Source organism: Streptomyces sp. NPDC088254 (genome assembly GCF_044740925.1).
Lineage (GTDB): Bacteria > Actinomycetota > Actinomycetes > Streptomycetales > Streptomycetaceae > Streptomyces.
The window spans coordinates 104,264-130,174 of the sequence record NZ_JBIURQ010000010.1 but is presented as its reverse complement, the minus strand read 5'-3'; the positions used below and the strand labels follow the sequence as shown (position 1 = coordinate 130,174).

Here is a 25,911-nt window from a genome sequence, read left to right as displayed (position 1 = left end):
GGACACACAGCCATGGCTATCTTCCTCAACAAGGACAGCAAGGTCATCGTCCAGGGCATGACCGGTGCCACGGGCATGAAGCACACCAAGCTCATGCTGGCCGACGGCACCAACATCGTCGGTGGCGTGAACCCGCGCAAGGCGGGCCAGTCGGTCGACATCGACGGCACCGAGATCCCGGTCTTCGGCACGGTCGCCGAGGCGATCGAGAAGACGGGCGCGAACGTGTCCGTCCTCTTCGTCCCGCCGGCCTTCGCCAAGGCCGCCGTCGTCGAGGCGATCGACGCGGAGATCCCCCTTGCGGTCGTCATCACCGAGGGCATCGCGGTGCACGACTCCGCCGCGTTCTACGCCTACGCGGTCGAGAAGGGCAACAAGACCCGCATCATCGGCCCGAACTGCCCCGGTCTGATCACCCCCGGTCAGTCGAACGCCGGCATCATCCCGGGCGACATCACCAAGCCGGGCCGTATCGGCCTGGTGTCGAAGTCCGGCACGCTGACGTACCAGATGATGTACGAGCTGCGGGACATCGGCTTCTCGTCGGCTGTCGGCATCGGTGGCGACCCGGTCATCGGCACGACCCACATCGACGCGCTCGCCGCGTTCGAGGCCGACCCCGACACCGACCTGATCGTGATGATCGGCGAGATCGGCGGCGACGCCGAGGAGCGTGCCGCGGCCTACATCGCGGAGAACGTGAAGAAGCCGGTCGTCGGCTACGTCGCGGGCTTCACCGCGCCCGAGGGCAAGACGATGGGCCACGCCGGCGCCATCGTCTCCGGCTCCTCCGGCACCGCCCAGGCGAAGAAGGAGGCCCTCGAGGCCGCCGGCGTCAAGGTGGGCAAGACGCCCACCGAGACGGCGAAGCTGGCGCGGGAGATCCTCGCCGGCTGAGACCGGCTGAGACCGGTTGCCGAGCTGAATCGCGAGATTTCAGCGTGAGCGGGCCCGTTCCCCTGTGGGGGGCGGGCCCGTCGGCGTTTTCGGCGCGGGCCACGGCGGCGGCTCGCTCGGAGGGCGCCCGGCGCCGGGGGAGCTACCGCAGTTCCGGGGTCAGTCTCTGGGGGCCGTGGGGCAGTGCTCTGAGTTTGGCCCTCAGGGCCAGCTCCGTGTGGGACAGCGGGCCGGGCGCCGCTCTCGGGGGGACTCCGGGGACCGTCCGACCTGGGGGAACCGGCGGCTGGTAGCGGGTCGGGGCCGTGTACAGGGCCAGGACGGTCACGCTGATCAGGGCGACCGTGAAGGTGATCGCCGCCCTCGTCCACAGCCGGGCCCGGCGTTCGCCGCCCATGCGGACGACGGCGGGTCTGGCGGCGCGCAGGCGCTCCGCGGACGCCACCTCCGCCAGCCGCCGGTGCAGCAGTCCGGGGGCCGCCAGGTCGGGCAGGCGCGCGACGACCGCCTCGCGGGCGTGCAGCAGACGGCTCGCGGTGGCGGGCGTACTGGCCTCCGTCTCCGCCGCGGTCTCCGGCAGCCCGAGGCCGATCCCGTCGTACAGCAGCAGGGTGCGGCGGTAGGACGGCGGGAGGGACAGCAGTACGTCCATCAGCGCGCGGTCGGCCGGGATGGCGGGCGGAGGCTCGGGGTTGCGGAACCGGGGACGGAACTGGTGCCAGGGAGAGAGGGCGTACTCGTGGGCCGTCGCCCGCACCCAGCCCGCGGGGTCGGGGTCGACGGCCACCTCGGGCCAGCGATGCCATGCGGTCTGGAAAGCCTGTTCGACCGACTCGCGGGCGAGTTCGCGGCGGCCGGTGAGGAGGTAGGCCTGCCGGATGAGGGCGGGGGCGCAGTGGGCGTAGAGGGCGTCGAAGGCCTGAGCGGGGGTCTGGGCGGCGGCGGGGGAGTCCATGGCGGACGAGTCGGCGGAGGAGCGGGCCGCGGTGGAGTTCGCGGGCGTCCGGTCTTCCGGGCCCGGTCTCGTTGTCCGTGCGTTCGGCCGTGGTCTGCGGGCGGGCTCCGGGGTGGGCGTCGGCGGATCGTCGAGCGTGGCGAGGAGTTTCGCGTACGCCTCTCCGCCGCGGCCTTGGGGAGTCGTACGGCCGGTTTCCCACGCGCGCACCGTCTCCCGGCTGACGCCCAGTCGGGCGGCGAGCTGAGCCTGTGTCAGCGAGGCGCGCTCGCGCAGGCGTCGGCGTTCCTTGGGCGGGGGGAGCGGGGTGCCAGGGCTCTGTGTCGTCACCGGTCGCCCCTCCGTCCAAAAAAGTACATAAACGTATATTGAGCGACACAACGGCAGTTCGCCTATTACGACGGGAAGGCGCGTGTCGTTGGGACCATGACGGGCGTGATCCGAAAGCCCCTTCGCCGACCGTTGCCGTCGCCGTCGCTTCTGCGCACTTGGCTGCTCGACCGTTCGCCCGCGGGCCTGGGCGCCGGGCTGCTGGGCGGAGCTCTGGCCGCCGGGCTGGGGCTCGGCGCGCTCGCCGTGCTCGTGACGATGCTGTGGATCAGTTCGCCGTATCCCGACAGCGGGCCGGGGAGCGCGCTGCGCGTTGCGGCCTCGCTGTGGGTGCTGGCCCACGGGGCCGAGCTGGTGCGCACCGAGACGTTGTCCGGGGTGCCGGCGCCGATGGGGGTCACGCCGCTGCTGCTGCTGGCGCTGCCGGTGTGGCTGGTGCACCGCGCGGCGCGGGACGCGGTGGACGGCGGCGGTGGGGGCGGAGGCGGGGCGGGGCTGACCGGGAGCGTGCCGCTGGTGAGTCCACGGACGGCGTGGGCGGGGGTCGTCGCCGGGTATCTCGCGGTGGGTGCGTGCGCCGTGGTGTATGCGGCGGGCGGGGGGCTGCGGCCGTCGTGGGGGTGGACGGCGGTGTGCCTGCCCGCGCTGGTGGCGGGGGCGGCGGGGGTGGGGGTGTGGACCGGGTACGGCCGGCCGTGGGCGCCGGTGGAGCGGGTGCTGCGGGGGGTCGTGGGGGCGCGGTGGCTGTTCCGCGCGGACCAGGGCGGGGCGGCCGAGGGCGGGGCGGCCGGGGCCGGTGGGGGGCGCGTCGCGCTGCGGGCGGCGGGGCTCGGGGCGGCCGTGCTGGTGGGGGGTGGGGCCCTGTTGGTGGTGGTGTCGTCGCTGTGGCATCTCGGGGCTGCGCGGGGGGCGTTCGTGCAGCTCACGGAGGGGTGGTCCGGGCGGTTCGCGGTGTTGTTGCTGTGCGTGGCGCTGGTGCCCAACGCGGCTGTGTGGGGGGCGGGGTATGCGCTGGGGCCCGGGTTCGTATTGGGGGCGGGGCACGTGGTGGGGCCGCTGGGGTCGGCGCCGGCGCCCTTGCTGCCGCCGTTTCCGCTGCTGGCGGCGGTGCCCTCGGCGGGGGCGGGGAGTTGGGTGAACTGGGTTGCCGGGGTGGTGCCGGGGGTGGCTGCGGGGTTGGTGGGGTGGGTTGTGGGGCGGGCGGCTCGGGGGGAGGCCGGCGACGGTGGTGCCGAGCGTTGGGGTTTCGGGAGGACTGTGGGGGTGGTGGTGTGGTCCGGGGTGGTGTGTGGGGTGGGGTTCGCCTTGCTGGCGGGATTGGCCGGGGGGCCGTTGGGGGTGGGGACGTTGGCTCGGTTCGGGCCGGTGTGGTGGGAGGTGGGGGGTGCGGTGGTTCTCTGGGTTGTGGGGGTGGGGGTGCCTGTGGGGGTGCTGGTGCGGGGGATGCGGCGGGGGGCGGAGGCCGCGGTGGAGGAGGTGGGGGAGGGCGTCGCGGATGACGACCTCTATGACTTCGTGGAGGAGGGTGGGGTGGGGTTGTGACCGTCGAGGGGCGCCCCCGCCGCCCCTTCCCGTCCCGACCCCGGGGGCCGCCGCCCCCGGACCCCCCCCGCTTCGGCCCTGGACGGGCCTCGTCCTCAAACGCCGGACGGGCTGACACAATCCGCCGCTCCCGGACCCCCCGCCTCGGCCCTGGACGGGCCTCGCCCTCAAACTCCCCAGAGGGTGGTCCCCCGGACGGGCTGGACAGAGCCCACGGACGGGCTGGAGGTACCGCTACGCGTTCGCCCCCAGTACCTCTCGCAGCTGTTCCGGCAGCAGCTTGCTGCAGGTCTGCTTCGCCTCGTTCGTCAAGGCGTCGTTCGTGCACGTGTAGTAGTCGCGGTAGACCAGTTGCGCGGTGAAGGTGACGGCCACCAGGGCCAGGGCCAGGCCCGCTGTGACCAGGCCGCTGATCGCGGCGGTCCGCTGGGGGCGGCCGGCGGGCTCGGGGGGCTGGGGGGCCGTCGGGTCGGGGGTGCGCGGCTTGGCGCGCAGGGCGCTGATGCCCCAGTGCAGGGCGAGCGCTCCGAGCAGCAGGGCGACGTACGGCCAGCCGAAGAGGGCGAAGAAGAAGGCCCACATCCCGCACAGCAGCGCGTACCGCGCGCGGCGCTGGGAGGGGTCCGCCGGGTCCCAGCGCGGGCCGGGCTGCTGCTGGCCGCCGGGGCCGCCCTCGCCGCCGCCGGGTCGCTCACCGAAGCCGCCGGGGGCGCGGCCGGGCTGGCGGTCGCTCCACTGGCTGCCCCAGGGGGAGCCCGACGAACCGCGGGAGCCGTCGGAGTCGTCGGAGTCGTCGCCCGGGGCGGGGTGACGGGGCTGCCAGGGGCGGTCGGGGGCGCCCTCCGGCGGCGGGGCGAAGGGGTTGTCGTCCTGGGGCGCGCCGCCGGTGTCGGACGGCGCGTCGGGCGGGGGCGTGGGGCGCTCTCGCAGCAGCACGACGCCGCGCTCCCCTCTCTGCGGTGACTGCGGGGGGAGCGTGAGGAGTCGCAGACTGCGGTCCGGCATCAAGTGAGCGTCTTCCCCTAGGTGATCACGACCGAGATCGAGTCGGTCTCGCATTCGGTCTCGGATTCGACTGTGTTTCGACGGTGTGCGGCTGCTTACGGATGTCTGTGGGATCGACCACCGCTGTCCGCGGTCACTTGGAGAACGTGCCGCACGGCGGTCGCGTTCCCGAGCCCGCTCGCCCTGACGCTACCTGTCGGCCCCGCCCCCGTCCCGAGGGGGCCGTGCGGTGTGCCGGTATCGTTGCTGGCGGTCGGCCGCTTCGTAGACTTCCCCGTATCCCGGGGCGCGAAGCATTCGTACGACCCTACAAACGCTCTCCCGAGAAAGGGCCCCGCCGTGGCCGCCAAGCCCGTGGCCGAGCCGGCCAAGCGCCTCGTCGTGCTGGTCTCCGGATCCGGAACGAACCTCCAGGCGCTGCTCGACGAGATCGCCGCCGCCGGCGCGGAGGCCTACGGGGCCGAGATCGTGGCCGTCGGCGCCGACCGCGAGGGCGTCGAAGGGCTCGCGCGGGCCGAGCGGGCCGGGATCCCCACCTTCGTGCGGAAGGTGAAGGACTACGGCACGCGCGAGGAGTGGGACGCCGCCCTCGCCGAGGCCGTCGCCGCGTACGAGCCCGACCTCGTCGTCTCGGCCGGGTTCATGAAGATCGTGGGCAAGGAGTTCCTGGCGCGGTTCGGGGGGCGGTTCGTCAACACCCACCCGGCCCTCCTGCCCAGTTTTCCCGGCGCCCACGGCGTCCGTGACGCGCTCGCGTACGGCGCCAGGGTCACCGGCTGCACCGTCCACTTCGTCGACGACGGCGTCGACACCGGCCCGATCATCGCCCAGGGCGTGGTCGAGGTCCGGGACGAGGACGACGAGAGCGCGCTGCACGAGCGCATCAAGGAAGTCGAGCGAAGGCTGCTCGTCGAGGTCGTGGGGCGGCTCGCCCGCAACGGCTATCGCATTGAGGGACGAAAGGTAGTTATCCAGTGACCGCCGACAGCACTGTCACGGCCGAGAGCGGCAAGCGGGGCATCCGTCGCGCGCTCGTCAGCCTCTACGACAAGACCGGGCTCGAGGAGCTCGCCCTCGGGCTGCACGAGGCCGGCGTCGCGCTCGTCTCCACCGGCTCCACCGCCGCCCGTATCGCCGCCGCCGGCGTCCCCGTCACCAAGGTCGAGGAGCTCACCGGCTTCCCCGAGTGCCTCGACGGCCGGGTCAAGACCCTCCACCCGAAGGTCCACGCCGGCATCCTCGCCGACCTGCGGCTCCCCGAGCACCGGGCGCAGCTGGAGGAGCTCGGCGTCGAGCCGTTCGACCTCGTCGTCGTGAACCTCTACCCGTTCCGCGAGACCGTCGCCTCCGGCGCCTCGCCCGATGAGTGCGTGGAGCAGATCGACATCGGCGGGCCGTCCATGGTGCGCGCCGCCGCGAAGAACCACCCCTCCGTGGCCGTCGTCACCAGCCCGGAGCGCTACGGCGACGTCCTCGCCGCGGTCGGCTCGGGCGGCTTCGACCTCGCCACCCGCAAGCGGCTCGCCGCAGAGGCCTTCCAGCACACCGCCGCCTACGACGTGGCGGTCGCCTCCTGGTTCGCCTCGTCGTACGCGCCCGTGGACGAGTCGCGCTTCCCCGACTTCCTCGGCGCGACCTGGGAGCGCAAGAACACCCTGCGCTACGGCGAGAACCCGCACCAGCCCGCCGCCCTCTACGTCGACGGCACCGGCGGCGGCCTCGCCGAGGCCGAGCAGTTGCACGGCAAGGAGATGTCGTACAACAACTACACGGACACGGACGCCGCCCGCCGTGCCGCGTACGACCACGACGAGCCCGCCGTCGCGATCATCAAGCACGCCAACCCGTGCGGCATCGCGGTCGGCGCGGACGTCGCCGAGGCGCACCGCAAGGCGCACGCGTGCGACCCGCTGTCGGCCTTCGGCGGGGTCATCGCCGTCAACCGGCCCGTCAGCAAGGAGATGGCGGAGCAGGTCGCCGAGATCTTCACCGAGGTCATCGTCGCGCCGGACTACGAGGACGGCGCGCTGGAGGCTCTCGCGAAGAAGAAGAACATCCGGGTGCTGAAGGCTCCCGGCGCGCCCTCCGCCCCCGTCGAGGTCAAGCCCGTCGACGGCGGCGCGCTGCTCCAGGTGACGGACCGGCTGCAGGCCGACGGCGACGACCCGGCCCGGTGGACGCTGGCGACCGGCGAGGCGCTCGGCGAGCAGGAGCTCCAGGAGCTCGCCTTCGCCTGGCGGGCCTGCCGGGCCGTGAAGTCCAACGCCATCCTGCTCGCCAAGGACGGCGCCTCCGTCGGCGTCGGCATGGGCCAGGTCAACCGGGTCGACTCCGCGAAACTCGCGGTCGAGCGGGCGGGCGCGGAGCGCGCGCGGGGGGCGTACGCCGCCTCCGACGCGTTCTTCCCCTTCCCGGACGGGCTGGAGATCCTCACCGAGGCCGGGGTGAAGGCCGTGGTGCAGCCCGGCGGTTCGGTCCGCGACGAGCAGGTCGTCGAGGCCGCGCGCAAGGCCGGCGTGACGATGTACTTCACCGGGACGCGGCACTTCTTCCACTGAGCCGCTGCTGACGCGATGAGAGGGCCCGCCGACCGGAGTGACGGTCGGCGGGCCCTCTCACAGGCGTCTCGGCAGGAGTGCCGGCATCGACTACCGGGCGCGGACCACCAGGGTCGAGCACACCTTGTCGGCGAACGTCTGCTTCTTGGCGTCCCACAGCGGCCACAGGTAGCCGAGGTAGCAGGGCAGGCCGTCGAGGATGTGCGCCAGGCGGCGGACGAAGGCCATGCCGAAGCCGACCGTGTTGCCGTCCGCCTCGCGCAGCAGGCGCGTGCCGACGGCCTTCTTGCCGATGGTCTGGCCGGTCGTGCCCTCCTGGTGGATCTGGTAGATGCCCATGCCCAAGGCGTACAGAGCACCGACCAGGGACAGGATGCCCGCCGCCGCCGAGTCGGAGCCCATGGCGCCCCCGATGCCGATCAGCAGGTACATCGGGCCCATGATGATCAGGCCGTCGAGAAGCGTCGCCCCGAGCCGCAGGCCCCAGTGGGCGAGTTGGGGCCCGGCGCCGTAGCCGTAGCCCGGCTGCTGCGGGTAGTTGTAGCCCTGCTGCGGATAACCCGGCTGCTGGGGGTAGCCGTAGCCCTGCTGCGGCGGGACGCCCTGGGGGGCCTGCGGGTAGGCCGGGTAGCCGGGCTGCTGCGGGGGCTGCTGCTCCCCGTAAGGGTTGGCGCCGGGCTGACCGAAGCTCGGCGGCTGTTCCCCGTAGGGGTTGCCCCCGGGCTGACCGAAGCTCATGACCGTTTTCCTCCGTTGCGTTTGCGGGGACGTGGCGATGCCGCGGAGGAACGTGTGAGCTTGAGCGGTTCGTCCCCCTGCCGGACCGCAGTGATGCGCCGTTCATCGTCATGTGCCGGACGAGTGATTGTCCAGTCGGATATACGGCTGTTGTGCAAGTGCAACCTCAGTGGTCAGGACGGGGCCGAGGGGGCGGCCCGGGCGACCCTGATTGGAACCGGGGTCCGGTCATCCGGGAGGATGGGCGTATGACCGCCCAGCTTCTCGATGGCAAGGCCACCGCAGCCGAGATCAAGTCGGATCTGACCGCCCGCGTGGCGGCGCTGAAGGGCAAGGGCGTCACGCCCGGCCTCGGCACGATCCTCGTCGGGGACGACCCCGGCAGCCAGAAGTACGTCGCAGGCAAGCACCGCGACTGCGCCGAGGTCGGCATCGCCTCCATCCAGCGTGAGCTGCCCGGCACGGCCACGCAGGAGGAGATCGAGGCGGTCGTCCGCGAGCTGAACGAGGACCCCGCCTGCACCGGTTACATCGTGCAGCTTCCGCTGCCCCGGGGCATCGACGAGAACCGCATCCTCGAACTCATGGACCCGGCCAAGGACGCCGACGGCCTGCACCCGATGAACCTCGGCCGTCTCGTCCTCAACGAGCCCGCGCCGCTGCCCTGCACGCCCAACGGCATCCTCACGCTGCTGCGCCGGCACGGCGTCGAGATCAAGGGCGCCGAGGTCGTGATCGTCGGCCGCGGGGTCACCATCGGCCGTCCCATGCCGCTGCTGCTGACCCGGCGCAGCGAGAACGCCACGGTCACGCAGTGCCACACGGGCACGCGGGACCTGTCGGCGCACCTCAAGCGCGCGGACATCATCGTCGCCGCCGCCGGTTCCGCCCACCTGGTCCGGCCCGAGGACGTCAAGCCGGGCGCGGCCGTCCTCGACGTCGGCGTCTCCCGCAACGCCGAGGGGCGGATCGTGGGCGACGTCCACCCGGACGTCCGCGAGGTCGCCGGCTGGATCTCCCCCAACCCGGGCGGAGTGGGCCCGATGACCCGCGCGCAACTGCTCGTCAACGTGGTCGAGGCGGCCGAGCGCAGTGCCGGCTGACAGCGCGCGGAAGCCCGAGACCCCCGACGCCGCCGAGAACGTCGAGGAGCACACGGCGAACACGACGAACGCCCGGAGCGCCCGTGACGAGGCGTTCGAGGAACCCGTCGCCCGCGACCCGGTCAGCGCGCCCGACGCCGAGGGCGTCCCGCGCCGCAGCACGCGCCGCTTCCCGCTGTTCACCCGGGACACCGCGCGCCCCGAGGGCGGCGGCCGGGCCGCGCCCCGTGACGCCCCGGCGCCGGCGCGGCAGTGGCCGATGCTCGTGGTCCTGGGCCTCGTCGCGCTCGGCCTGCTGCTCACCGCGTTCGACGTGTTCAGGATCGGCACCATCCTGATCGGCGCGGGGCTGCTCACCGGCGCGGTGCTGCGCTGGCTCAGGCTCAACGTCGGCATGCTGGCCGTCCGTTCGCGCTTCACCGACGTCGCGACGTACGGCGTGCTGGGTGTGACGATCGTCCTGCTGGCGCTGATGGCGCAGCCCCGCCCTTGGCTCCAGATCCCGTTCCTGGGTGACACCTTGCACTTCACCGTGAGCAACTAGCCCGTCCGAGCGCTACCGTGGTCGAACGGCCGACGGTCGAAACGGTCAATAAGCGGATAAGGGTTCACGGCGGAGGGAGGGGGGCCGATGGCTCGCTGGAGGGACCTCCCGGACGAACTCGACCCGCGGATCGAGGAGTTGGCCCGTCGGCTACGACGGCTCGTGGACCACGCCGGCCTCGGCGTCGCCACCCTCGCCGACCGCACCGGCTACGGCGTGGCGGCTTGGGAGCGGTACCTGGACGGGCGGCTCCTCGCGCCGAAGGGCGCGGTCATCGCCCTGGCAGAGGTCACCGGCGCGGACCCGGCCGCTCTGATACCGCTGTGGGAGTCGGCCGAGCGGGCCTGGAGCCGGGCGGAACTGCGGGACGACGCCGCCTCGGAGGCCGTCCGCCTGTCCCGGGCGCGGACCCCCACGATCACCCACCACCCCGTCCTGGAGCGCCCCCCTCCGGCTCGCGCCACTGCTCCCGTCCCGGCCCCGAGGCGGCCCGGCACGGTCATGGTCCTCGTCGGCGCGGTCGGCGTCGTGGGCGTCGCGGTGGGGGCGTTCCTCCTCACCCACGCCGACGCCGACTCCCCGGCGAAGGGCCGGACCGTCGCCGCGTCCTCTTCGCCGTCCCCCACGCCCGGCGGGCCCCTCCCGCCCGGCGGGCTCTGCTTCGGAGCCGGCTGCACGGGCAGGGACGCGGAGAAGGTGGGCTGCGGCGGGGAGTCGGCGGCCACGGCGAGGAGTGTCACCGTGGGCGCCGTGCTGCTGGAGGTCCGCTACAGCCGGACCTGCGGCGCGGCCTGGGGGAGGATCACCCCGGCGGTCGCGGGCGACGAGGTGCGGGTGACCGCCGGCGCCATCCGGTACACCGGACGCGTCACGGCCGTCGGCGAGACCGTCGCGTACACCCCGATGGTCGCCGTGAAGAACCCGGCCGAGATCCGTGCGTGCGCCGTACTCGCCTCGGGCCACGAGGGCTGCACGCCGCAGTAACCGCAACCCCCGTACTCCACCCGAGTGAAGCCGGCGAAAAACCCGCCCGCCGGAGGCATATCCGGCCCGCCGCTGGGCACGCGAACCGTACCCCCACGGGAGTCCGGCCCCCCGGCACCTCCTCCGGCGGCCGCCCCTTCCCTCTCCCGAACCGGCGGCCGCCGCTTCGCACCCCCGACCCGCACCGGCCAAGTCCTTGAGCAGCCCCGGGCGAATCACGGCCCGATCTCCGAGCGAACCTGGGCGGCTCCCGCCCCGATCTCCGAGCGGTCCTGGACGGACCCGCCCCGGTCTCCGAGCGGCTCCGGGCAGGTCCCGCCCGTCCCCGAGCGGCGCTGGTCGGACCCCATCCCCGAGCGGCTATGTGCGGACCCCGCCCGTCCCCGAGCGGCGCTGGTCGGACCCCATCCCCGAGTGGCTATAGGCGGGCCCCGCCCGTCCCCGAGCGGCGCTGGTCGGACCCCATCCCCGAGCGGCTATGTGCGGGCCCCGTCCGGCTCCGAGCGGCGCTGGTCGGACCCCATCCCCGAGCGGCTATGTGCGGACCCCGCCCGTCCCCGAGCGGCCCTGGTCGGACCCCATCTCCGAGCGGCTATGTGCGGACCCCGCCCGGCTCCGAGCGGCCCTGGGTGGCGGCCCCCACCCGGTCCCCAGCAGTGCTGGGCGGATGCCGACCCGGTCCCCGAGCGGCCCCTGGTGGATCCCTGCCGGGTCCTCACAGCCCACGACGTGGACGAGCCCCTGTTCCTCGGCGAGCCCCCCCGCCAGCCCCTTCGCGCAGACCCCCGCGTTCGCACCCTGTTCGGCCACGGTCACCGCCGCCATGGTGCCGGCGGTGCAGGCCCCGGCCTGGTCCCGCGGAGGCCCCGGCCCGGTCATCCGGAGGCCCCGGCCCGGTCCCGGCCATGCTCCAAGCAGCCCCGGGCAGATCCGCTCGCCCCCACCGGCTGTGGCCTGGGCCACACCGCCCCGGCGGCCTGGGATCCTGGAGGCGCGATAGCCTGACCGCTGGTCGATCTCTTGGTATCAAGAGATCGATCATCTGTACGTCCCACCCGGGGCAGGGACGCCCCACCGCCAGCTGTCATACGGAGAACGCCATGACCCGCACTCCCGTGAACGTCACCGTCACCGGCGCGGCCGGCCAGATCGGTTACGCCCTGCTCTTCCGCATCGCCTCCGGCCAGCTGCTCGGCGCGGACGTGCCGGTCAAGCTGCGCCTGCTGGAGATCACCCCGGCGCTCAAGGCCGCCGAGGGCACGGCCATGGAGCTGGACGACTGCGCGTTCCCGCTGCTCCAGGGCATCGAGATCACGGACGACCCGAACGTCGCCTTCGACGGCGCCAACGTCGCCCTCCTCGTCGGCGCCCGCCCCCGCACCAAGGGCATGGAGCGCGGCGACCTGCTCGAGGCCAACGGCGGCATCTTCAAGCCGCAGGGCAAGGCCATCAACGACCACGCCGCGGACGACGTCAAGGTCCTCGTCGTCGGCAACCCGGCGAACACCAACGCGCTGATCGCCCAGGCCGCCGCGCCGGACGTACCGGCCGAGCGCTTCACCGCGATGACCCGCCTCGACCACAACCGCGCGCTGACCCAGCTCGCGAAGAAGACGGGCTCCACGGTCGCCGACATCAAGCGCCTGACCATCTGGGGCAACCACTCCGCCACCCAGTACCCGGACATCTTCCACGCCACGGTCGCCGGCAAGAACGCCGCCGAGGTCGTGAACGACGAGAAGTGGCTGGCCGAGGACTTCATCCCGACCGTCGCCAAGCGCGGCGCCGCCATCATCGAGGCCCGTGGCGCCTCGTCGGCCGCCTCCGCCGCCAACGCCGCCATCGACCACGTGTACACGTGGGTCAACGGCACCGCGGACGGCGACTGGGCCTCCATGGGCATCCCGTCGGACGGCTCCTACGGCGTCCCGCAGGGCCTGATCTCCTCCTTCCCGGTCACCGTCAAGGACGGCAAGTACGAGATCGTCCAGGGCCTGGAGATCAACGAGTTCTCCCGCGCCCGCATCGACGCCTCCGTGAAGGAGCTGGAGGAGGAGCGCGAGGCGGTCCGCGCCCTCGGCCTCATCTGAGCTTCCTGAGTCTCAACTGTCCTGACGATCCCCGGGTGGAGCCCTTCCACCCGGGGATCGTCGCGTTCATGTGTACGATTTGTACCGTTTCCTGTGGATCTTCAGTGACACGGCCCACTTTCGGCCATGGATTGCGCATGCAATCGCAGGGCCGGGGCATGCGGTCACGGTCCCAGTGAGTGACACGTGTGTGACGCACGGGCAGTGAACAGGAACGGAAGGCTATCCCGATCATGGCGGACAACACAGAACTCCAGGCGCAGAAGACCATCCACGTGGACGGGGAGTGGCGTGAAGCCGTCTCCGGCGCCACGCGCGAGATCCTCGACCCCGCGGACGCCCTGCCCTTCGCCGTGATCGCGGAGGGTGACGAGAAGGACACCGATCTCGCGGTCGCCGCCGCCCGCAAGGCCTTCGACCACGGCCCCTGGCCGCACACCCCGGCCGCGGAGCGCGCGGCCCTGCTGCGCCGCGTCGCCGACCTCCTCACCCGGGACCGCGAGCGGCTCGGCCTCATGGAGAGCCGTGACGCGGGCAAGACCGTCGAGGAAGGCCGTGTCGACATCGACTGCGTCGCCGACGCCTTCCGCTACTTCGCCGACCTCGTCGCCGCCGAGGCCCCCGGCCGGGTCGTCGACGCGGGCTCGCCCGACATCCACAGCGTCGTCGTACACGAGCCGATAGGCGTCTGCGCACTGATCACTCCCTGGAACTACCCCCTGCTGCAGGCCAGTTGGAAGATCGCGCCGGCTCTGGCCGCCGGCGACACCTTCGTGGTCAAGCCGAGCGAGATCACGCCGCTGACCACCGTCGCGCTCATCGAGCTGCTCGCCGAGGCCGGACTGCCCGCCGGCGTCGCCAACATCGTCACCGGCCCCGGCCACACCGTCGGCGCCCGGCTCTCCGAACACCCCGACGTCGACCTGGTCTCCTTCACCGGCGGTCTGGTCAGCGGCACCAAGGTCGCGCAGGCCGCCGCCCCCACCGTCAAGAAGGTCGCCCTCGAACTCGGCGGCAAGAACCCCAACGTCGTCTTCGCCGACGCCTGCGCCACGGAGGAGGGCTTCGACACGGCCGTCGACCAGGCCCTCAACGCGGCCTTCATCCACAGCGGCCAGGTCTGCTCGGCCGGCGCCCGGCTCATCGTCGAGGAGTCCGTCCGCGACCGCTTCGTCGACGAACTCGCCCGCCGCGCCGGGAAGATCCGCCTCGGCCGCGGCACCGAGGGCGGCGTCGAGTGCGGCCCCCTCGTCTCCGAGCAGCAGCGCGCCAAGGTCGAGGACTACGTCGAGTCGGCCCTCAAGGAGGGCGCGGTGCTGCGCTCCGGCGGCCGGCGCCCCGACCCCTCGCCCGAGCGGCCCGAGAACGGCTACTTCTACGAGCCGACCGTCCTCGACCACTGCCACCGGGAGATGAGGGTCGTCCGCGAGGAGGTCTTCGGACCCGTCGTCACCGTGGAGACCTTCCGCACCGAGGACGAGGCCGTCGCCCTCGCCAACGACACCGAGTACGGCCTCGCGGGCGGCGTCTGGACCGCCGACGCCGGCCGCGCCCGCCGCGTCGCCGCCCGGCTGCGCCACGGCACCGTCTGGATCAACGACTTCCACCCCTACCTGCCGCAGGCGGAATGGGGCGGCTTCGGCAAGAGCGGTGTCGGCCGCGAACTCGGCCCCGCCGGACTCGCCGAGTACCGCGAGACCAAGCACGTCTACCAGAACCTCGCGCCCAAGCCCGTCCGCTGGTTCGCCGGCTGAGCCGAAGCACCCCTCCAACACGCCCGCCGGGGGCGTCCTCTGGTCTTCCCTCACCCCTCCCATCCCACCCCTCCTCCCCCTCAGGACCCCGTCAGATCTCCAGTTCCTCCCCCATCGCACCCCTGGAGTACCACTCTCATGTCCGATCACACCCACGCGTTCGATGAATACGACTATGTCGTCATAGGCGGCGGCACGGCCGGGTCGGTCATCGCCTCCCGTCTCACCGAGGACCCCGATGTGACCGTCGCCGTCATCGAGGGCGGCCCCAGCGACGTCGGCCGTGACGACGTGCTGACCCTGCGCCGCTGGATGGGTCTGCTCGGCGGCGAGCTGGACTACGACTACCCGACCACCGAGCAGCCGCGCGGCAACTCCCACATCCGGCACAGCCGGGCCCGCGTCCTCGGCGGTTGTTCCTCCCACAACACCCTCATCGCCTTCAAGCCGCTGCCCTCCGACTGGGACGAGTGGGAGCAGGCCGGCGCCGAGGGCTGGGGCGCGGTGCCGATGGAGGCCTACTACGCCCGCCTGAAGAACAACATCGTCCCGGTGGACGAGAAGGACCGCAACGCCATCGCCCGCGACTTCGTCGACGCGGCGCAGTCGGCGCTCGGCGTGCCCCGCGTCGAGGGCTTCAACAAGAAGCCGTTCGACGACGGCGTCGGCTTCTTCGACCTCGCCTACCACCCCGAGAACAACAAGCGCTCCAGCGCCTCGGTGGCCTACCTGCACCCGGTGATGGACGAGCGCCCCAACCTGACGATCCTGCTGGAGACCTGGGCCTACCGGCTGGACCTGGACGGCACCCGCGTGCGGGGCGTCCACGTGCGCGCCAAGGACGGCGAGGAGTTCGTCGTGCGGGCCCGGGGCGAGGTCCTGCTGTGCGCCGGCGCCGTCGACTCCCCGCGCCTGCTCATGCACTCCGGCATCGGCCCCAAGGCCGACCTGGACGCGCTCGGCATCCCCGTCGTCCACGACCTGCCCGGTGTCGGCGAGAACCTCCTCGACCACCCCGAGTCGGTGATCGTCTGGGAGACCAACGGCCCGATCCCCGAGAACTCCGCGATGGACTCCGACGCCGGCCTGTTCGTGCGCCGCGACGCCGGACACGCGGGCCCGGACCTGATGTTCCACTTCTACCAGATCCCCTTCACCGACAACCCGGAGCGACTGGGCTACGAGCGGCCGGAGTTCGGCGTCTCCATGACCCCGAACATCCCCAAGCCCAAGAGCCGCGGCAGGCTCTACCTGACCAGCTCCGACCCGTCGGTCAAGCCCGCCCTGGACTTCCGCTACTTCACCGACGAGGACGACTACGACGCCCGCACCCTCGTCGACGGCATCCGCATCGCCCGCGAGATCGCCGCGACCGAGCCGCTGGCCCCCTGGCTCAAGCGCGAGGTGGCCCCCGGCCCCCACGTCACGAGCGACGAGGAGCTCAGCGAGTACGCCCGCAAGGTCGCCCACACCGTGTACCACCCGGCGGGCACCTGCCGCATGGGTGCCGCCGACGACGAACTCGCGGTCGTCGACCCGAAGTTGCGCGTACGCGGCCTTGAGGGGCTGCGTATCGCCGACGCGTCGGTCTTCCCGACGATGACCGCTGTGAACCCGATGATCGGAGTACTGATGGTGGGGGAGAAGGCCGCTGAACTGATCGGCGAGGACGCCGGTGGCCACGTCGGAGCGCGTACCGCCGAGCGGATCGGCGGTGGTGCGCGATGACCGAGGTCTCCAACTCCCCGGTGTTCAGCGTCGAGGGCCTGTGGAAGGTCTTCGGCCCCAAGCCCGAACGCGTCCCGGTGGACCCCGAGCTCGCCGCCCTCCCGGCCGCCGAGCTGCGCTCCCGCACCGGCTGCACGGCCGCCGTCCGCGACGTCTCCTTCGACGTGCGCAAGGGCGAGGTCTTCGTCGTCATGGGCCTGTCCGGCTCCGGCAAGTCCACCCTGGTGCGATGCCTGACCCGGCTGATCGAGCCGACCGCCGGCAGCATCGTCGTCGACGGCGAGGACGTCCGCGCCATGGACCGCGCCCGGCTGCGCGAACTGCGCCGCCACCGGGCCGCCATGGTCTTCCAGCACTTCGGCCTCCTCCCGCACCGCACGGTCCTCGACAACGTGGCCTACGGTCTGGAGATCCAGGGCGTCGGCAAGGCCGAGCGCCGCGAACGCGCCCGCGAGATCGTCGCCAAGGTCGGCCTGGACGGCATGGAACAGCGCCGGCCCGGCCAGCTCTCCGGCGGCCAGCAGCAGCGCGTCGGACTGGCCCGCGCGCTCGCCGTCGACCCCGAGGTCCTGCTGTTCGACGAGCCGTTCAGCGCGCTCGACCCGCTCATCCGGCGGGACATGCAGGAGGAGGTGGTCCGCCTCCACCGCGAGGAGGGCCGCACGATGGTCTTCATCACCCACGACCTCAACGAGGCGCTCAAGCTCGGCGACCGCATCGCCCTGATGCGCGACGGCCGCGTCGTCCAGCTCGGCACCCCCGAGGAGATCGTCGGCTCGCCCGCCGACGAATACGTCCGCGAGTTCGTCCGCGACGTGCCCCGCGAACAGGTCCTCACCGTCCGTTCCGCCATGCGCCGGGCCTCCGCCGACGAGGCCGACAGCGGCCCCGCCGTCGCCCCCGACGCCACCGTGTCCGAGGCGATCGAGGCGGTCGCCCGCGCCAAGGCCCCGGCCCGGGTGGTCGACCACGGGCGCTGCGTCGGCGTGGTCGACTCCGAGGCGCTGCTCGGTGTCGTCGCCGGCACGACCGGCGAGACCGGCACTGACGGCACGGGGCGGCACGCCGCCGCGCCGGAGCCGCGTAAGGAGGCCGCCCCCGAGCCGCGTAAGGAGGCCGTGTGATGGCGACGGTCACCGCACCCGCGTTCCGCCCCGGCGTTCCCGCCTTCCTCAAGCACCGGGCCGTGCACAAGCTGCTCGCCCTCGCGGTCGCCGCCGCTGTCCTCGTGCCGCTCGCCGACGCCCGCTGGGCGAGCGGCAGCTGGCCGCAGGCCCTGACCGTCGACCTCACCAAACCGCTGACCGGCGTCAGCGACTGGATCATCGACAACCGGGACAGCCACCCGCTGTTCCTGTATTTCTTCGGCCACATCAGCAACGCCGTCGTGCTGTCCGTGCGCGCCGTCTACCTGGTGCTGCTGGGCGTCGGCTGGGCCGGCGTCACCGCGCTGGGCGCACTCGTCGCCTGGCGGGTCGCCGGAGCCCGGCTGGCGCTGGGCACCGCCGCCGCGTTCCTCGCCTGCGGGGTCCTCGGCATGTGGGTCCCCACCATGCAGACCCTCGCGCTCATGGTGGTCGCCGTCCTGGCCTCCGTCGTCGTCGGCGCCCTGCTCGGCCTCGCCGCAGGGCTCTCCGACCGCATGGAACGGATCCTGCGACCGGTCCTGGACACCATGCAGGTGCTCCCCGCCTTCGCCTACCTGCTGCCCGTGGTCCTCATCTTCGGCATCGGCGTCCCGGCGGCCGTCCTGGCCACCGTCGTCTACGCCGCCCCGCCCATGGCCCGGCTCACCGCGCTCGGCCTGCGCTGCGCCGACAAGGGCGTCCTGGAGGCGGTGGAGTCGCTCGGCGCGACCGCCCGCCAGCGGCTGCTGACCGCGCGGATCCCGCTCGCCCGCAAGGAACTCCTCCTCGGCCTCAACCAGACGATCATGATGGCGCTGTCCATGGCCGTCATCGCCTCCGTGATCGGCGGCGGCGGTCTCGGTGACCGCGTCTACCAGGCCCTCGCCTCGGTCGACGTGGGCGCGGCCCTCGCGGCCGGCATCCCGATCGTGCTGCTCGCCGTCGTCCTGGACCGGGTGACGGCCGCCGCCGGGCAGGGCACCGGCGAGAACCACCGCACCCGGGGCGTCTACGCGCTGCTCGCCGTCGCTGTGGCGGTCGCGGTCGGCGGCCGGCTGATCGGCCGCCTCGACTGGCCCGACGCCTGGACGATCTCCATCGCCGAGCCGGTCAACCGCGTCGTGGACTGGATGACGGCACACCTCTACTCCGGCGTCCCCGTCGTCGGCGGCACCGCCGACTGGGCGGGCCACTTCACCACCTGGGTCCTCGACCCGCTCCGGGACGGCCTGCAGGCGCTGCCCTGGTGGTCGGTGCTGCTCCTGGTCGCCGCGCTGGCCTGGGTCATCGGCACCTGGCGCACCGCGCTCACCGCCGTCCTCGCCATGGCCGCGATCGGCGTGCTCGGCGTGTGGGAACCCTCCCTGGACACGCTGTCCCAGGTCCTCGCCGCAGTCGCCGTCACCCTCGTCCTCGGCTTCGGGACCGCGATCGCCGCCGCCCGCAGCGACCGCGTGGAGCGGCTGCTGCGGCCCGTCATGGACGTCTTCCAGACGATGCCGCAGTTCGTGTACCTCATCCCGGTCGTCGCGCTGTTCGGCGTGGGCCGTGCCCCGGCGGTCGCCGCGGCCGTCGTCTACGCCCTGCCGGCCGTCATCCGCATCACCACCCAGGGGCTGCGCCAGGTCGACCCGGCCGCCATGGAGGCCGCCCGCTCCCTCGGCGCCACCGGCAGCCAGCAGCTGCGGGGGGTGCAGCTGCCGCTGGCCCGCCCGGCGCTGCTGCTCGCCCTGAACCAGGGCGTCGTCCTGGTCCTCGCCGTCGTCATCATCGGCGGCCTGGTCGGCGGCGGCGCGCTCGGATACGACGTCGTCTTCGGCCTCGCCCAGGGCGACCTGGCGACCGGTCTGGTGGCCGGCGCCGCGATCGTCTGCCTCGGCCTGATGCTCGACCGGGTGACCCAGCCGACCGACCGGCGCGCCCAGAAGGGAGCGTGACATGCGACTCCGTACGACGACCGCCGCGGTGAGCGGTGCCTGCGCGCTCGCGCTGCTGACCGGGTGCGGCGCCGCCGACATGACCAAGCAGGCCTCGCCGTTCGCCAACGCCCAGGGCTCCAAGTCCGTCACCCTGTCGGTGCAGTCCTGGGTGGGCGCGCAGGCCAACGTCGCCGTCGCCCAGTACATCCTGGAGCACGAGCTCGGCTACCGCGTCGACACCGTGCAGGTCGACGAGGTCCCCGCCTGGGACGCCCTCAGCCAGGGCCGCGTCGACGCGATCCTGGAGGACTGGGGCCACCCCGAGCAGGAGAAGCGCTACGTCGACGACAAGAAGACCATCGCGCGCGGCGGCGAACTCGGCGTCACCGGGCACATCGGCTGGTTCGTGCCGACGTACTTCGCCAAGCAGCACCCCGACGTCACGAACTGGAAGAACCTCGACAAGTACGCCGAGCAGTTCCGCACGCCCGAGAGCGGCGGCAAGGGCCAGCTGATGGACGGCTCCCCGTCCTACGTCACCAACGACAAGGCGCTGGTGAAGAACCTCAACCTGAACTACCAGGTGGTCTTCGCCGGCTCCGAGGCAGCCCAGATCACCCAGATGAGGCAGTTCGCCAAGGAGAAGAAGCCCTTCCTGACCTACTGGTACGCCCCCCAGTGGCTGTTCGAGAAGGTCCCCATGACGGAGGTCAAGCTGCCCCCGTACAAGGAGGGCTGCGACGCGGTGCCCGACAAGGTGGCCTGCGGCTACCCGCACACCCCGCTGGAGAAGTACCTCAACGCGGACTTCGCGAGGAAGGGCGGCAAGGCGGCGGCCTTCCTCAAGAAGTTCAAGTGGACCACCGAGGACCAGAACGCGGTCTCCCTGATGATCGCCGACCAGAAGCTCGCCCCCGAGGACGCGGCGAAGAAGTGGGTGAAGACCCACGAGTCGACCTGGCGCTCCTGGCTGAGCTGACGCGGACGGGGCCGCCCCACCACGGGCGGCCCCCCGCCGGGTCTTCCGGCGCCCGATAATGCCGAATGAAAAAAGTGCGGGCGTCGAAGTTCTTCTCACCGGAAGTGAAAACGTCCTGTCGTCCGTCCAGCTCGTCACCGGGCGGATGCCGTGCAGCGCGTTCACGAGCCACACCTCCCGGCCGGCCAGCTCGGCCACCGTGCGCCTGCGGTGGGCGACGGGGACCGCCGAGCGGGCGGCCCGCTCCTGGATCAGACCGGCCGTCACCCCGGGCAGCACGGGCGCCCCGTCCGGGGGGGGCAGAGGGTGTCGCCCTCCCACCACAGCACGCTCGCGGGCGCCGACTCCGGCACCGTCCCCGACGCGTCCACGAGAAGCGCCTCCTGGCCCCCTCGGCGACGGCCCGCGCCCACGCCCCGGCCAGGGCGTCCAGGTCAGCAACCCTCTCGCGCGGTCAGTCGTGCAGTCATCCTTGCCTCCCGCTCAGTACTTGCCGCCCGCCACTGCCACCGCCGGCGCCCCGTGCCGGAAACCGTACGGCGCGTGCTCCAGCCACGAACCGCACGACGGCAGCACCGGCGCGAGAGAGGGAACCCGCGGTCGGCGAGCAGGGACTGCTGGGACATGCGGCTGGTTCTTTCACTTCGGTCGTGCGGCTGCCAGGGGGGCGCGCGTCCGGCCGCGCCGGGTCACCACGCGCCCTTGCGGACCAGCTGGCGGCGGAGCTTGCCGGTGGGGGTGCGGGGCAGCGACGGGACGAAGCTGACACTGCGCGGCACCTTGAAGGCGGCCAGCCGCCGGCGCGCCAGCGCGATCAGGTCGTCCTCCAACCCGGACGGCGCCGTGGTGCGCGGGACGACGAACGCCCGCAGCCGGCCGGCGCCGCCGCCGTCGCGCACGGCCACGACCGCGACCTCCCGCACCGACGGATGACCGCGCAGCACCTCCTCGACCTCCAACGGCGAGACGGTGATCCCGCCGACCATCTCCATGTCGTCGACGCGGCCCAGGTACCGGTACGTTCCGTCCGGTTCGCGGCGCGCCCGGTCACGGGTGGCCAACCAGCCGCCGACCAGGGTTCGTTCGCTCTCCTCGGCACGGTTCAGATAGCCGGACGTCACCGTCGGCCCGCGCACCCACAGCTCGCCCTCCGCGCCCTCCGGCAGCGGACGCCCGTCACGGTCGCGGACCTCCACCTCGAAGCCGGGCACGGGACGGCCCACGGTGCCGGGGCGGTTGTGGGCCACGCTGTTGGCGCAGAAGGCGTGCCCGGCCTCGGTCGAGCCGATCTGCTCCAGCACCGGCGCGCCGAGCAGAGCGGCGACCTGTCTCTCCAGTACGGCCGGCATGCCCTCCCCGGCCGACACCGCGGCCCGTACGGAGGCGAAGCAGGCCTCGTGCCCGTTGCCGCGGTCGGCGGCCAGGGCGGCGTACGCGGACGGCACGGAGTAGAGCAGCGTCACCCGGTGCCGGGCCACCAGCTCGTCCACGGCCGCCGGAGTGGGGAGCCGGTCGGTGAGCACCGCGGAGGAACCGGAGAAGAGCGGGAAGACGAAGGCGTTGCCGAAGCCGTAGGCGAAGTACAGCCGGGACACCGACAGGGCGACGTCGTCCTCGGTGATTCTCAGCAGCCGTCTGCCCACCAGCTCGTGGTAGAGGCGCGGGTCGCCGTGCCGGTGCACGACCCCCTTCGGGCTGCCCGTGGTGCCCGACGTGTACTGGACGTACAGTGCGGTGCGCTCGTCGACGGGGTGGGCGGCGGCCGGCTCGGCGAAGGGCGCGAGCGCGAGGAGCTGGTCGGCGCCGAGCTGGGCCCGGCCGGCGAACCGGCTCTCCGGGCCCGGGTCGGTGACGCACAGCACGGCGTCGGTGTCCTCGGCCATGAACGCGTGCTCGCGGGCGGGGAGTTCGGGGTTCACCAGGACCGCGGTGGCGCCCGCTCGGGCGGCGCCGAGGAAGGCGACGATCCAGGCGATGCCGTCCGGCAGGGCGAGCAGCACCCGGTCGCCGGGGCGTACGCCGTGCTCGGCGAGGACGGTGGCCGCGCCGGCGGCGAGCGCGTGCACCTCGCCGTGGGTCCAGGTCCGGTGCCCCTGGTGGAAGGCGGCCCGCTCGTGCCAGCCGCGCTGCCCGGCGAGCACGGCGAGGTGCGCCGCGAGGTTGCCGGGGACGTGGAGGTCGGCCGGGGACAGCGTGGACTGCGGTGACGTCATGGGGCCGGCTCCGGGGCGACGATCTGGGAGGTCTGCGCGGCCCGGGCGTCGGCGCGCATCGTGGACGGGCGCTGCTGGGGACCGCGGGAGGCGGCGGCGACCGGCTCCCGGCGCTGCCGGGCCGGCGGACGCTCGGCGGACGGCCTTACGGGAGGCAGGGCGGCCGGCAGCGCCGACGGCGGGGCCGCCGACCGGGCGGCCGCTCTCGGGGACGGCCGGCCGGCGGGCCGGGGAGCCCGGGCCAGGGCGGCGGCGTGCGCCCACATCTGCCCTGCTGTCTTCAGCAGCATCTCGTCGTACTCCGCGACCGGGTCGGAGTCGAGGACGATCGCCCCGCCGGCCCCGACGCGCATCAGCCCGTCGGCGATCACGGCCGTGCGGATGACGATGCTCAGATCGGCGTCGCCGCCGCAGCCCAGGTAGCCGAGGGCGCCGGAGTAGACCCCGCGGGCCTCGGTCTCCAGGCCGTCGATGATCTCCATCGTGCGGAGCTTGGGCGCGCCGGTCATCGAGCCGCCCGGGAAGCAGGCGCGGACGCAGTCCACCGCGTCCCTGCCCTCGCGCAGCCGGCCCTCGACGGTGGACACGAGCTGGTGCACCGTCGTGTACGTCTCGGTCTCCATGAGCCCGGTCACCCGGACCGTCCCGGTCCGGCAGAGCCGGCCGAGGTCGTTGCGCAGCAGGTCCACGATCATCAGGTTCTCGGCGCGGGCCTTGGCGTCCGTGCCCAGCTCGTCCCGGAACCGGGCGTCCTCCACGGGGTCCTCGGCGCGGCGCGCGGTGCCCTTGACGGGCCTGGCCTCGGCCACGCCGTCCCGGGTGACGCGCAGGAACCGCTCGGGGGAGGAACCGGCCACGTCGAGGTCACCGAAACTCAGGAAGGCCCCGTAGGGCGCCGGGTCGCTTCGGCGCAGCACGCGGTAGAAGTCGAAGGCGTCGGGCGGCGCGGGCAGCCGGGCGGCGTCCGCCAGGCACACCTCGTAGCTGGTGCCGGCCAGCAGTTCCCGCTGGCAGGCGGCGATGTCGGCGAGGTAGGTCTCCCGGTCGCGGACCAGCCAGGGTTCGGCCGCGGCGGGGTCCGGCTCCGCCGTCGGCACGGCCGGCGCGGGCAGGGCGGGTCCGGGGTCCGCGAGCAGGCGGGTCAGCCGGGCCTGCGCCGAGTCCAGCCAGTCGGCGGCCTCCCGCGCACCCTGCGCGGTGTCCTCCGCGAGGCACACGGCGTACGTGACGCCTTCCTCGTGGTCCACGGCGATCAGCCGGTCGGCGAAGAGCCAGCAGGCGTCGGGGACGTCCGAGCTGTGCCGGTTGGGGGAGCCGCAGTCGGCCTTGGTCTCGTAACCGAAGTAGCCGACATAACCGCCGGTGAAGCCGAAGGGCAGCCCGGCGGGGTCGACCCTGCGGCTCGCCAACTGCCGCTTCAGGTAGTCGAAGACGCTCGCGCGGACCTTGCGCGGGGGCCGCCCCGGCCGCTCGATCTCACAGCGCCCGGCGTCGACGTCGTAGCGCACGAACTCCGCGAGAGGGCCGCTGCCGTCCCCGAAGAACGAGAACCTCGACCGCCCCGGCTCGACGAGTGAACTGTCCAGCCAGAACGCCCGCTCGGCGCCCGCGTACATCCGCCCGAACGCCGCCTCGGCGTCGACGGCCCCCTCGACCCGCCGCCACTGCACCCGGTACCCGACCCCTTCGGCCCGCCGGGGGCGGGGGACGAGGGGAACGGCCGGGGCGCCGGCGCCGGTCGCCGCGGAGGCGGTGTGATCCGCCGCCGTGGCCGTGGTGCCCCCCGCGGGGGTCTCCGTGGGCGCGGGGTTCGGCGGGTGGGCCAGGGTGGCCAGCGGGAGCACCGTCGCCGTCGAGGTCACCGGAGCCGGTCCGGGCGGGGCGGGGGCGGTGAACGAGGTGCGCAGGACTCCCGCGGTCCGGGAGGCACCCGCGGGGCGGGCGGTCGCGTTCAGGGGGACCGCCGTGTTCTTCGCGCGTAGCTTGCGCGCCCGCTCGGCCGTCAGATTGCGGAAGTTCACCAGCATGCGGTGGCCGTACTCGGTGAGCACCGACTCCGGGTGGAACTGCACGCCCCACAACGGTCGCGTACGGTGCCGCAGGCCCATCAACACGCCGTCCTCCGCCCAGGCGGTGGCCTCCAAGGCGTCCGGCAACGGCTCGCGCACGGCCAGCGAGTGGTAGCGGACCGCGGTGAAGTCCTGCGGCAGGCCCTGGAACAGGTCACTGCCGTCGTGCCGCACGGTGGTCAGGAAGCCGTGCCGGGGCTCCGGCGCGGCCGCCACCTCGCCGCGCTCCCCGAGCGCGATCCCCTGGTGCCCCAGGCAGACGCCGAGCAGGGGCAGCGGGGAGCCGGCGATCACGCGGGCGGCGATGCCGAAGTCACGCGCGTTCGCCGGGTGCCCTGGTCCGGGCGACACCACCACGTTGTCGAACTCGGCGAGGTCGGGAACCGCTTCCACCGGTGTGTCGTTCAGGATCACCACCGGCTCCTCGCCGTTGACCTCGGCGATCAGCTGGAACAGGTTGTACGTGTACGAGTCGTAATTGTCGATGAGCAGGGTCTTCACCCGCCCACCTCCCTCTGGTCGTTCCCGTCCTACGCGGTGCGTTTGTGCCGTCCGCGCAGCGCCTGAAGCGGTGGATGCAGCCATTTCTTGAAGAATCGCTGGAGGCGCGGCATGAGAATCCAGGTGACGAGTGCCGTCACGCAGAGGCACAGCAACAGCGTACGAATGAGCGGATTGAGCGCGCCGAGATGGGGAAGCACGGCCACATTGAATATGAGCACCGGTGGAAAACGGCGCTCATATTCACGAACCAGAGCTTCTATTTCGACGGCGGAGTCGGTGGGGGGGGCTGTGGGGCCTGGGAGTCGAACCAGGCCTTGCCGCCGCGAACACTCTTGCGGCCCGCCTGCCGGGAGAACCCGACAGCCTCGACGTCCCACTGCCGGCGAGCGCTCGAATCCTCCCGGGCGGCAAGGTCGCGCCGGCCGGCGAAGCGGTGGACCACATGCCATTCCGCCTCTCCATCGACAAGGACGCCACCTCCCAGAAAGCCCGGTTGCCGCGCACTCGCGGCCAGCATGGCCCAGCCCCAGGAGTGGAAGTCCGACTCGTGGCCCGGCACCACGTGGTAGGTCACGGTGACGGTGACGGGATTACTGGTCACGCTTTCGAGTACGGCCGGAAGAACGGCTGTGTTCAAGCTTCAATGTATTTTTTTCGGCCGCCGTGAATGTCGATCTTGTAACGTTTTGGGGTGGGCTCCTTGAATATGTCTGCCGATACTCGGGGTAACGTCCGATGGAATTGGGGAAAGCGCTTGCGGAAGTGGATGGAATAGCGCATCATTCCCGCGCGCCCACGAAAAGGGCCCGGAAAAAGCCCCGATAGGCGTCGCTCGCATGGTGGACGCGCGCCCTTGCCGTCGAGGCCCGGCC

Annotated in this window: 18 protein-coding genes and 1 pseudogene; 13 read left to right on the top strand and 6 right to left on the bottom strand. The window is 72.8% G+C overall.

Annotation, left to right across the window (positions count from 1 at the left end):
• The first annotated feature begins 12 nt into the window (after nucleotides 1–12).
• Nucleotides 13–897: a succinate--CoA ligase subunit alpha gene (gene sucD, locus ACIOC0_RS27635; protein ID WP_130441219.1), complete on the top strand. Its 885-nt coding sequence runs from the start codon at nucleotides 13–15 to the stop codon at nucleotides 895–897.
• 142 nt (nucleotides 898–1,039) lie between these two features.
• Here the strand turns inward: sucD and ACIOC0_RS27630 are convergent, their stop codons facing one another.
• Nucleotides 1,040–2,182 (bottom strand): helix-turn-helix domain-containing protein, encoded by a 1,143-nt coding sequence (locus ACIOC0_RS27630; protein WP_402158404.1) that lies wholly within the window; start codon nucleotides 2,180–2,182, stop codon nucleotides 1,040–1,042.
• A 96-nt stretch (nucleotides 2,183–2,278) separates the two neighbouring features.
• Here ACIOC0_RS27630 and ACIOC0_RS27625 point away from each other — a divergent pair, with 96 nt between their 5' ends.
• The gene (locus ACIOC0_RS27625; protein ID WP_402158397.1) at nucleotides 2,279–3,724 is read left to right on the top strand and encodes a DUF6350 family protein; all 1,446 of its coding nucleotides are present in this window, start codon (nucleotides 2,279–2,281) and stop codon (nucleotides 3,722–3,724) included.
• A 234-nt stretch (nucleotides 3,725–3,958) separates the two neighbouring features.
• On the opposite strand, the gene ACIOC0_RS27620 is transcribed toward ACIOC0_RS27625, so the two are convergent.
• Nucleotides 3,959–4,729: a hypothetical protein gene (locus tag ACIOC0_RS27620; RefSeq protein ID WP_402158395.1), complete on the bottom strand. Its 771-nt coding sequence runs from the start codon at nucleotides 4,727–4,729 to the stop codon at nucleotides 3,959–3,961.
• A 339-nt stretch (nucleotides 4,730–5,068) separates the two neighbouring features.
• On the opposite strand from ACIOC0_RS27620, the gene purN reads away from it, so the two are divergent.
• Nucleotides 5,069–5,707, top strand: coding sequence for a phosphoribosylglycinamide formyltransferase (gene purN / locus ACIOC0_RS27615; RefSeq protein ID WP_402158393.1), 639 nt, complete (start codon nucleotides 5,069–5,071; stop codon nucleotides 5,705–5,707).
• Nucleotides 5,704–7,287: a bifunctional phosphoribosylaminoimidazolecarboxamide formyltransferase/IMP cyclohydrolase gene (gene purH / locus ACIOC0_RS27610; protein WP_402158391.1), complete on the top strand. Its 1,584-nt coding sequence runs from the start codon at nucleotides 5,704–5,706 to the stop codon at nucleotides 7,285–7,287. Before purN ends, purH begins: the two co-directional genes overlap by 4 nt.
• 90 nt (nucleotides 7,288–7,377) lie before the next feature.
• On the opposite strand, the gene ACIOC0_RS27605 is transcribed toward purH, so the two are convergent.
• Complete coding sequence (locus tag ACIOC0_RS27605) at nucleotides 7,378–8,025, bottom strand: RDD family protein (RefSeq protein WP_402158389.1); 648 nt, start codon at nucleotides 8,023–8,025, stop codon at nucleotides 7,378–7,380.
• 248 nt (nucleotides 8,026–8,273) lie between these two features.
• On the opposite strand from ACIOC0_RS27605, the gene ACIOC0_RS27600 reads away from it, so the two are divergent.
• The 9 genes from ACIOC0_RS27600 (at nucleotide 8,274) to ACIOC0_RS27560 (ending at nucleotide 20,253) form a co-directional block, all read left to right on the top strand.
• Entirely contained in the window at nucleotides 8,274–9,128 is an 855-nt protein-coding gene (locus ACIOC0_RS27600) for a bifunctional methylenetetrahydrofolate dehydrogenase/methenyltetrahydrofolate cyclohydrolase (protein WP_130441231.1), read from the top strand.
• Nucleotides 9,118–9,672, top strand: a complete 555-nt coding sequence (locus ACIOC0_RS27595; protein ID WP_402158387.1) for a DUF3017 domain-containing protein — start codon at nucleotides 9,118–9,120, stop codon at nucleotides 9,670–9,672. The genes ACIOC0_RS27600 and ACIOC0_RS27595 overlap by 11 nt, the downstream gene beginning before the upstream one ends.
• 87 nt (nucleotides 9,673–9,759) lie before the next feature.
• Nucleotides 9,760–10,656, top strand: a complete 897-nt coding sequence (locus tag ACIOC0_RS27590; RefSeq protein ID WP_402158385.1) for a helix-turn-helix domain-containing protein — start codon at nucleotides 9,760–9,762, stop codon at nucleotides 10,654–10,656.
• A 1,100-nt stretch (nucleotides 10,657–11,756) separates the two neighbouring features.
• Nucleotides 11,757–12,746 (top strand): malate dehydrogenase, encoded by a 990-nt coding sequence (locus ACIOC0_RS27585; protein ID WP_351095315.1) that lies wholly within the window; start codon nucleotides 11,757–11,759, stop codon nucleotides 12,744–12,746.
• Between the two features lie 233 nt (nucleotides 12,747–12,979).
• Nucleotides 12,980–14,500, top strand: coding sequence for an aldehyde dehydrogenase family protein (locus ACIOC0_RS27580; protein WP_402158382.1), 1,521 nt, complete (start codon nucleotides 12,980–12,982; stop codon nucleotides 14,498–14,500).
• A 138-nt stretch (nucleotides 14,501–14,638) separates the two neighbouring features.
• Nucleotides 14,639–16,228 carry a GMC family oxidoreductase gene (locus ACIOC0_RS27575; protein WP_402158380.1) on the top strand — a complete coding sequence of 530 codons (1,590 nt, stop codon included), beginning with the start codon at nucleotides 14,639–14,641 and terminating at the stop codon, nucleotides 16,226–16,228.
• Nucleotides 16,225–17,352 carry a glycine betaine/L-proline ABC transporter ATP-binding protein gene (locus ACIOC0_RS27570; protein WP_402158378.1) on the top strand — a complete coding sequence of 376 codons (1,128 nt, stop codon included), beginning with the start codon at nucleotides 16,225–16,227 and terminating at the stop codon, nucleotides 17,350–17,352. Before ACIOC0_RS27575 ends, ACIOC0_RS27570 begins: the two co-directional genes overlap by 4 nt.
• Nucleotides 17,352–19,292 carry an ABC transporter permease gene (locus tag ACIOC0_RS27565; protein ID WP_402158376.1) on the top strand — a complete coding sequence of 647 codons (1,941 nt, stop codon included), beginning with the start codon at nucleotides 17,352–17,354 and terminating at the stop codon, nucleotides 19,290–19,292. Before ACIOC0_RS27570 ends, ACIOC0_RS27565 begins: the two co-directional genes overlap by 1 nt.
• 1 nt (nucleotide 19,293) lies before the next feature.
• The gene (locus ACIOC0_RS27560) at nucleotides 19,294–20,253 is read left to right on the top strand and encodes an ABC transporter substrate-binding protein (protein WP_402158373.1); all 960 of its coding nucleotides are present in this window, start codon (nucleotides 19,294–19,296) and stop codon (nucleotides 20,251–20,253) included.
• A gap of 689 nt (nucleotides 20,254–20,942) precedes the next feature.
• Here the strand turns inward: ACIOC0_RS27560 and ACIOC0_RS27555 are convergent.
• The 3 genes and pseudogenes from ACIOC0_RS27555 to ACIOC0_RS27545 form a co-directional block, all read right to left on the bottom strand.
• On the bottom strand, nucleotides 20,943–22,466 hold the full coding sequence (locus ACIOC0_RS27555; protein ID WP_402158371.1) for an AMP-binding protein: 1,524 nt from the start codon (nucleotides 22,464–22,466) through the stop codon (nucleotides 20,943–20,945).
• Nucleotides 22,463–25,036: a chorismate-binding protein gene (locus tag ACIOC0_RS27550; RefSeq protein ID WP_402158369.1), complete on the bottom strand. Its 2,574-nt coding sequence runs from the start codon at nucleotides 25,034–25,036 to the stop codon at nucleotides 22,463–22,465. The genes ACIOC0_RS27555 and ACIOC0_RS27550 overlap by 4 nt, the downstream gene beginning before the upstream one ends.
• Before the next feature lie 29 nt (nucleotides 25,037–25,065).
• Nucleotides 25,066–25,640, bottom strand: a pseudogene (locus ACIOC0_RS27545) (hypothetical protein).
• Nucleotides 25,641–25,911 lie beyond the last annotated feature (271 nt).

Bases quoted from the DNA above. Each gene is read 5' to 3' on its own strand.
- sucD (WP_130441219.1), top strand. From the start codon at position 13: ATGGCTATCTTCCTCAACAAGGACAGCAAGGTCATCGTCCAGGGCATG.
- ACIOC0_RS27625 (WP_402158397.1), top strand. From the start codon at position 2,279: ATGACGGGCGTGATCCGAAAGCCCCTTCGCCGACCGTTGCCGTCGCCG.
- ACIOC0_RS27620 (WP_402158395.1), bottom strand. From the start codon at position 4,729: ATGCCGGACCGCAGTCTGCGACTCCTCACGCTCCCCCCGCAGTCACCG.
- ACIOC0_RS27605 (WP_402158389.1), bottom strand. From the start codon at position 8,025: ATGAGCTTCGGTCAGCCCGGGGGCAACCCCTACGGGGAACAGCCGCCG.
- ACIOC0_RS27600 (WP_130441231.1), top strand. From the start codon at position 8,274: ATGACCGCCCAGCTTCTCGATGGCAAGGCCACCGCAGCCGAGATCAAG.
- ACIOC0_RS27590 (WP_402158385.1), top strand. From the start codon at position 9,760: ATGGCTCGCTGGAGGGACCTCCCGGACGAACTCGACCCGCGGATCGAG.
- ACIOC0_RS27585 (WP_351095315.1), top strand. From the start codon at position 11,757: ATGACCCGCACTCCCGTGAACGTCACCGTCACCGGCGCGGCCGGCCAG.
- ACIOC0_RS27580 (WP_402158382.1), top strand. From the start codon at position 12,980: ATGGCGGACAACACAGAACTCCAGGCGCAGAAGACCATCCACGTGGAC.
- ACIOC0_RS27575 (WP_402158380.1), top strand. From the start codon at position 14,639: ATGTCCGATCACACCCACGCGTTCGATGAATACGACTATGTCGTCATA.
- ACIOC0_RS27570 (WP_402158378.1), top strand. From the start codon at position 16,225: ATGACCGAGGTCTCCAACTCCCCGGTGTTCAGCGTCGAGGGCCTGTGG.
- ACIOC0_RS27565 (WP_402158376.1), top strand. From the start codon at position 17,352: ATGGCGACGGTCACCGCACCCGCGTTCCGCCCCGGCGTTCCCGCCTTC.
- ACIOC0_RS27560 (WP_402158373.1), top strand. From the start codon at position 19,294: ATGCGACTCCGTACGACGACCGCCGCGGTGAGCGGTGCCTGCGCGCTC.
- ACIOC0_RS27555 (WP_402158371.1), bottom strand. From the start codon at position 22,466: ATGACGTCACCGCAGTCCACGCTGTCCCCGGCCGACCTCCACGTCCCC.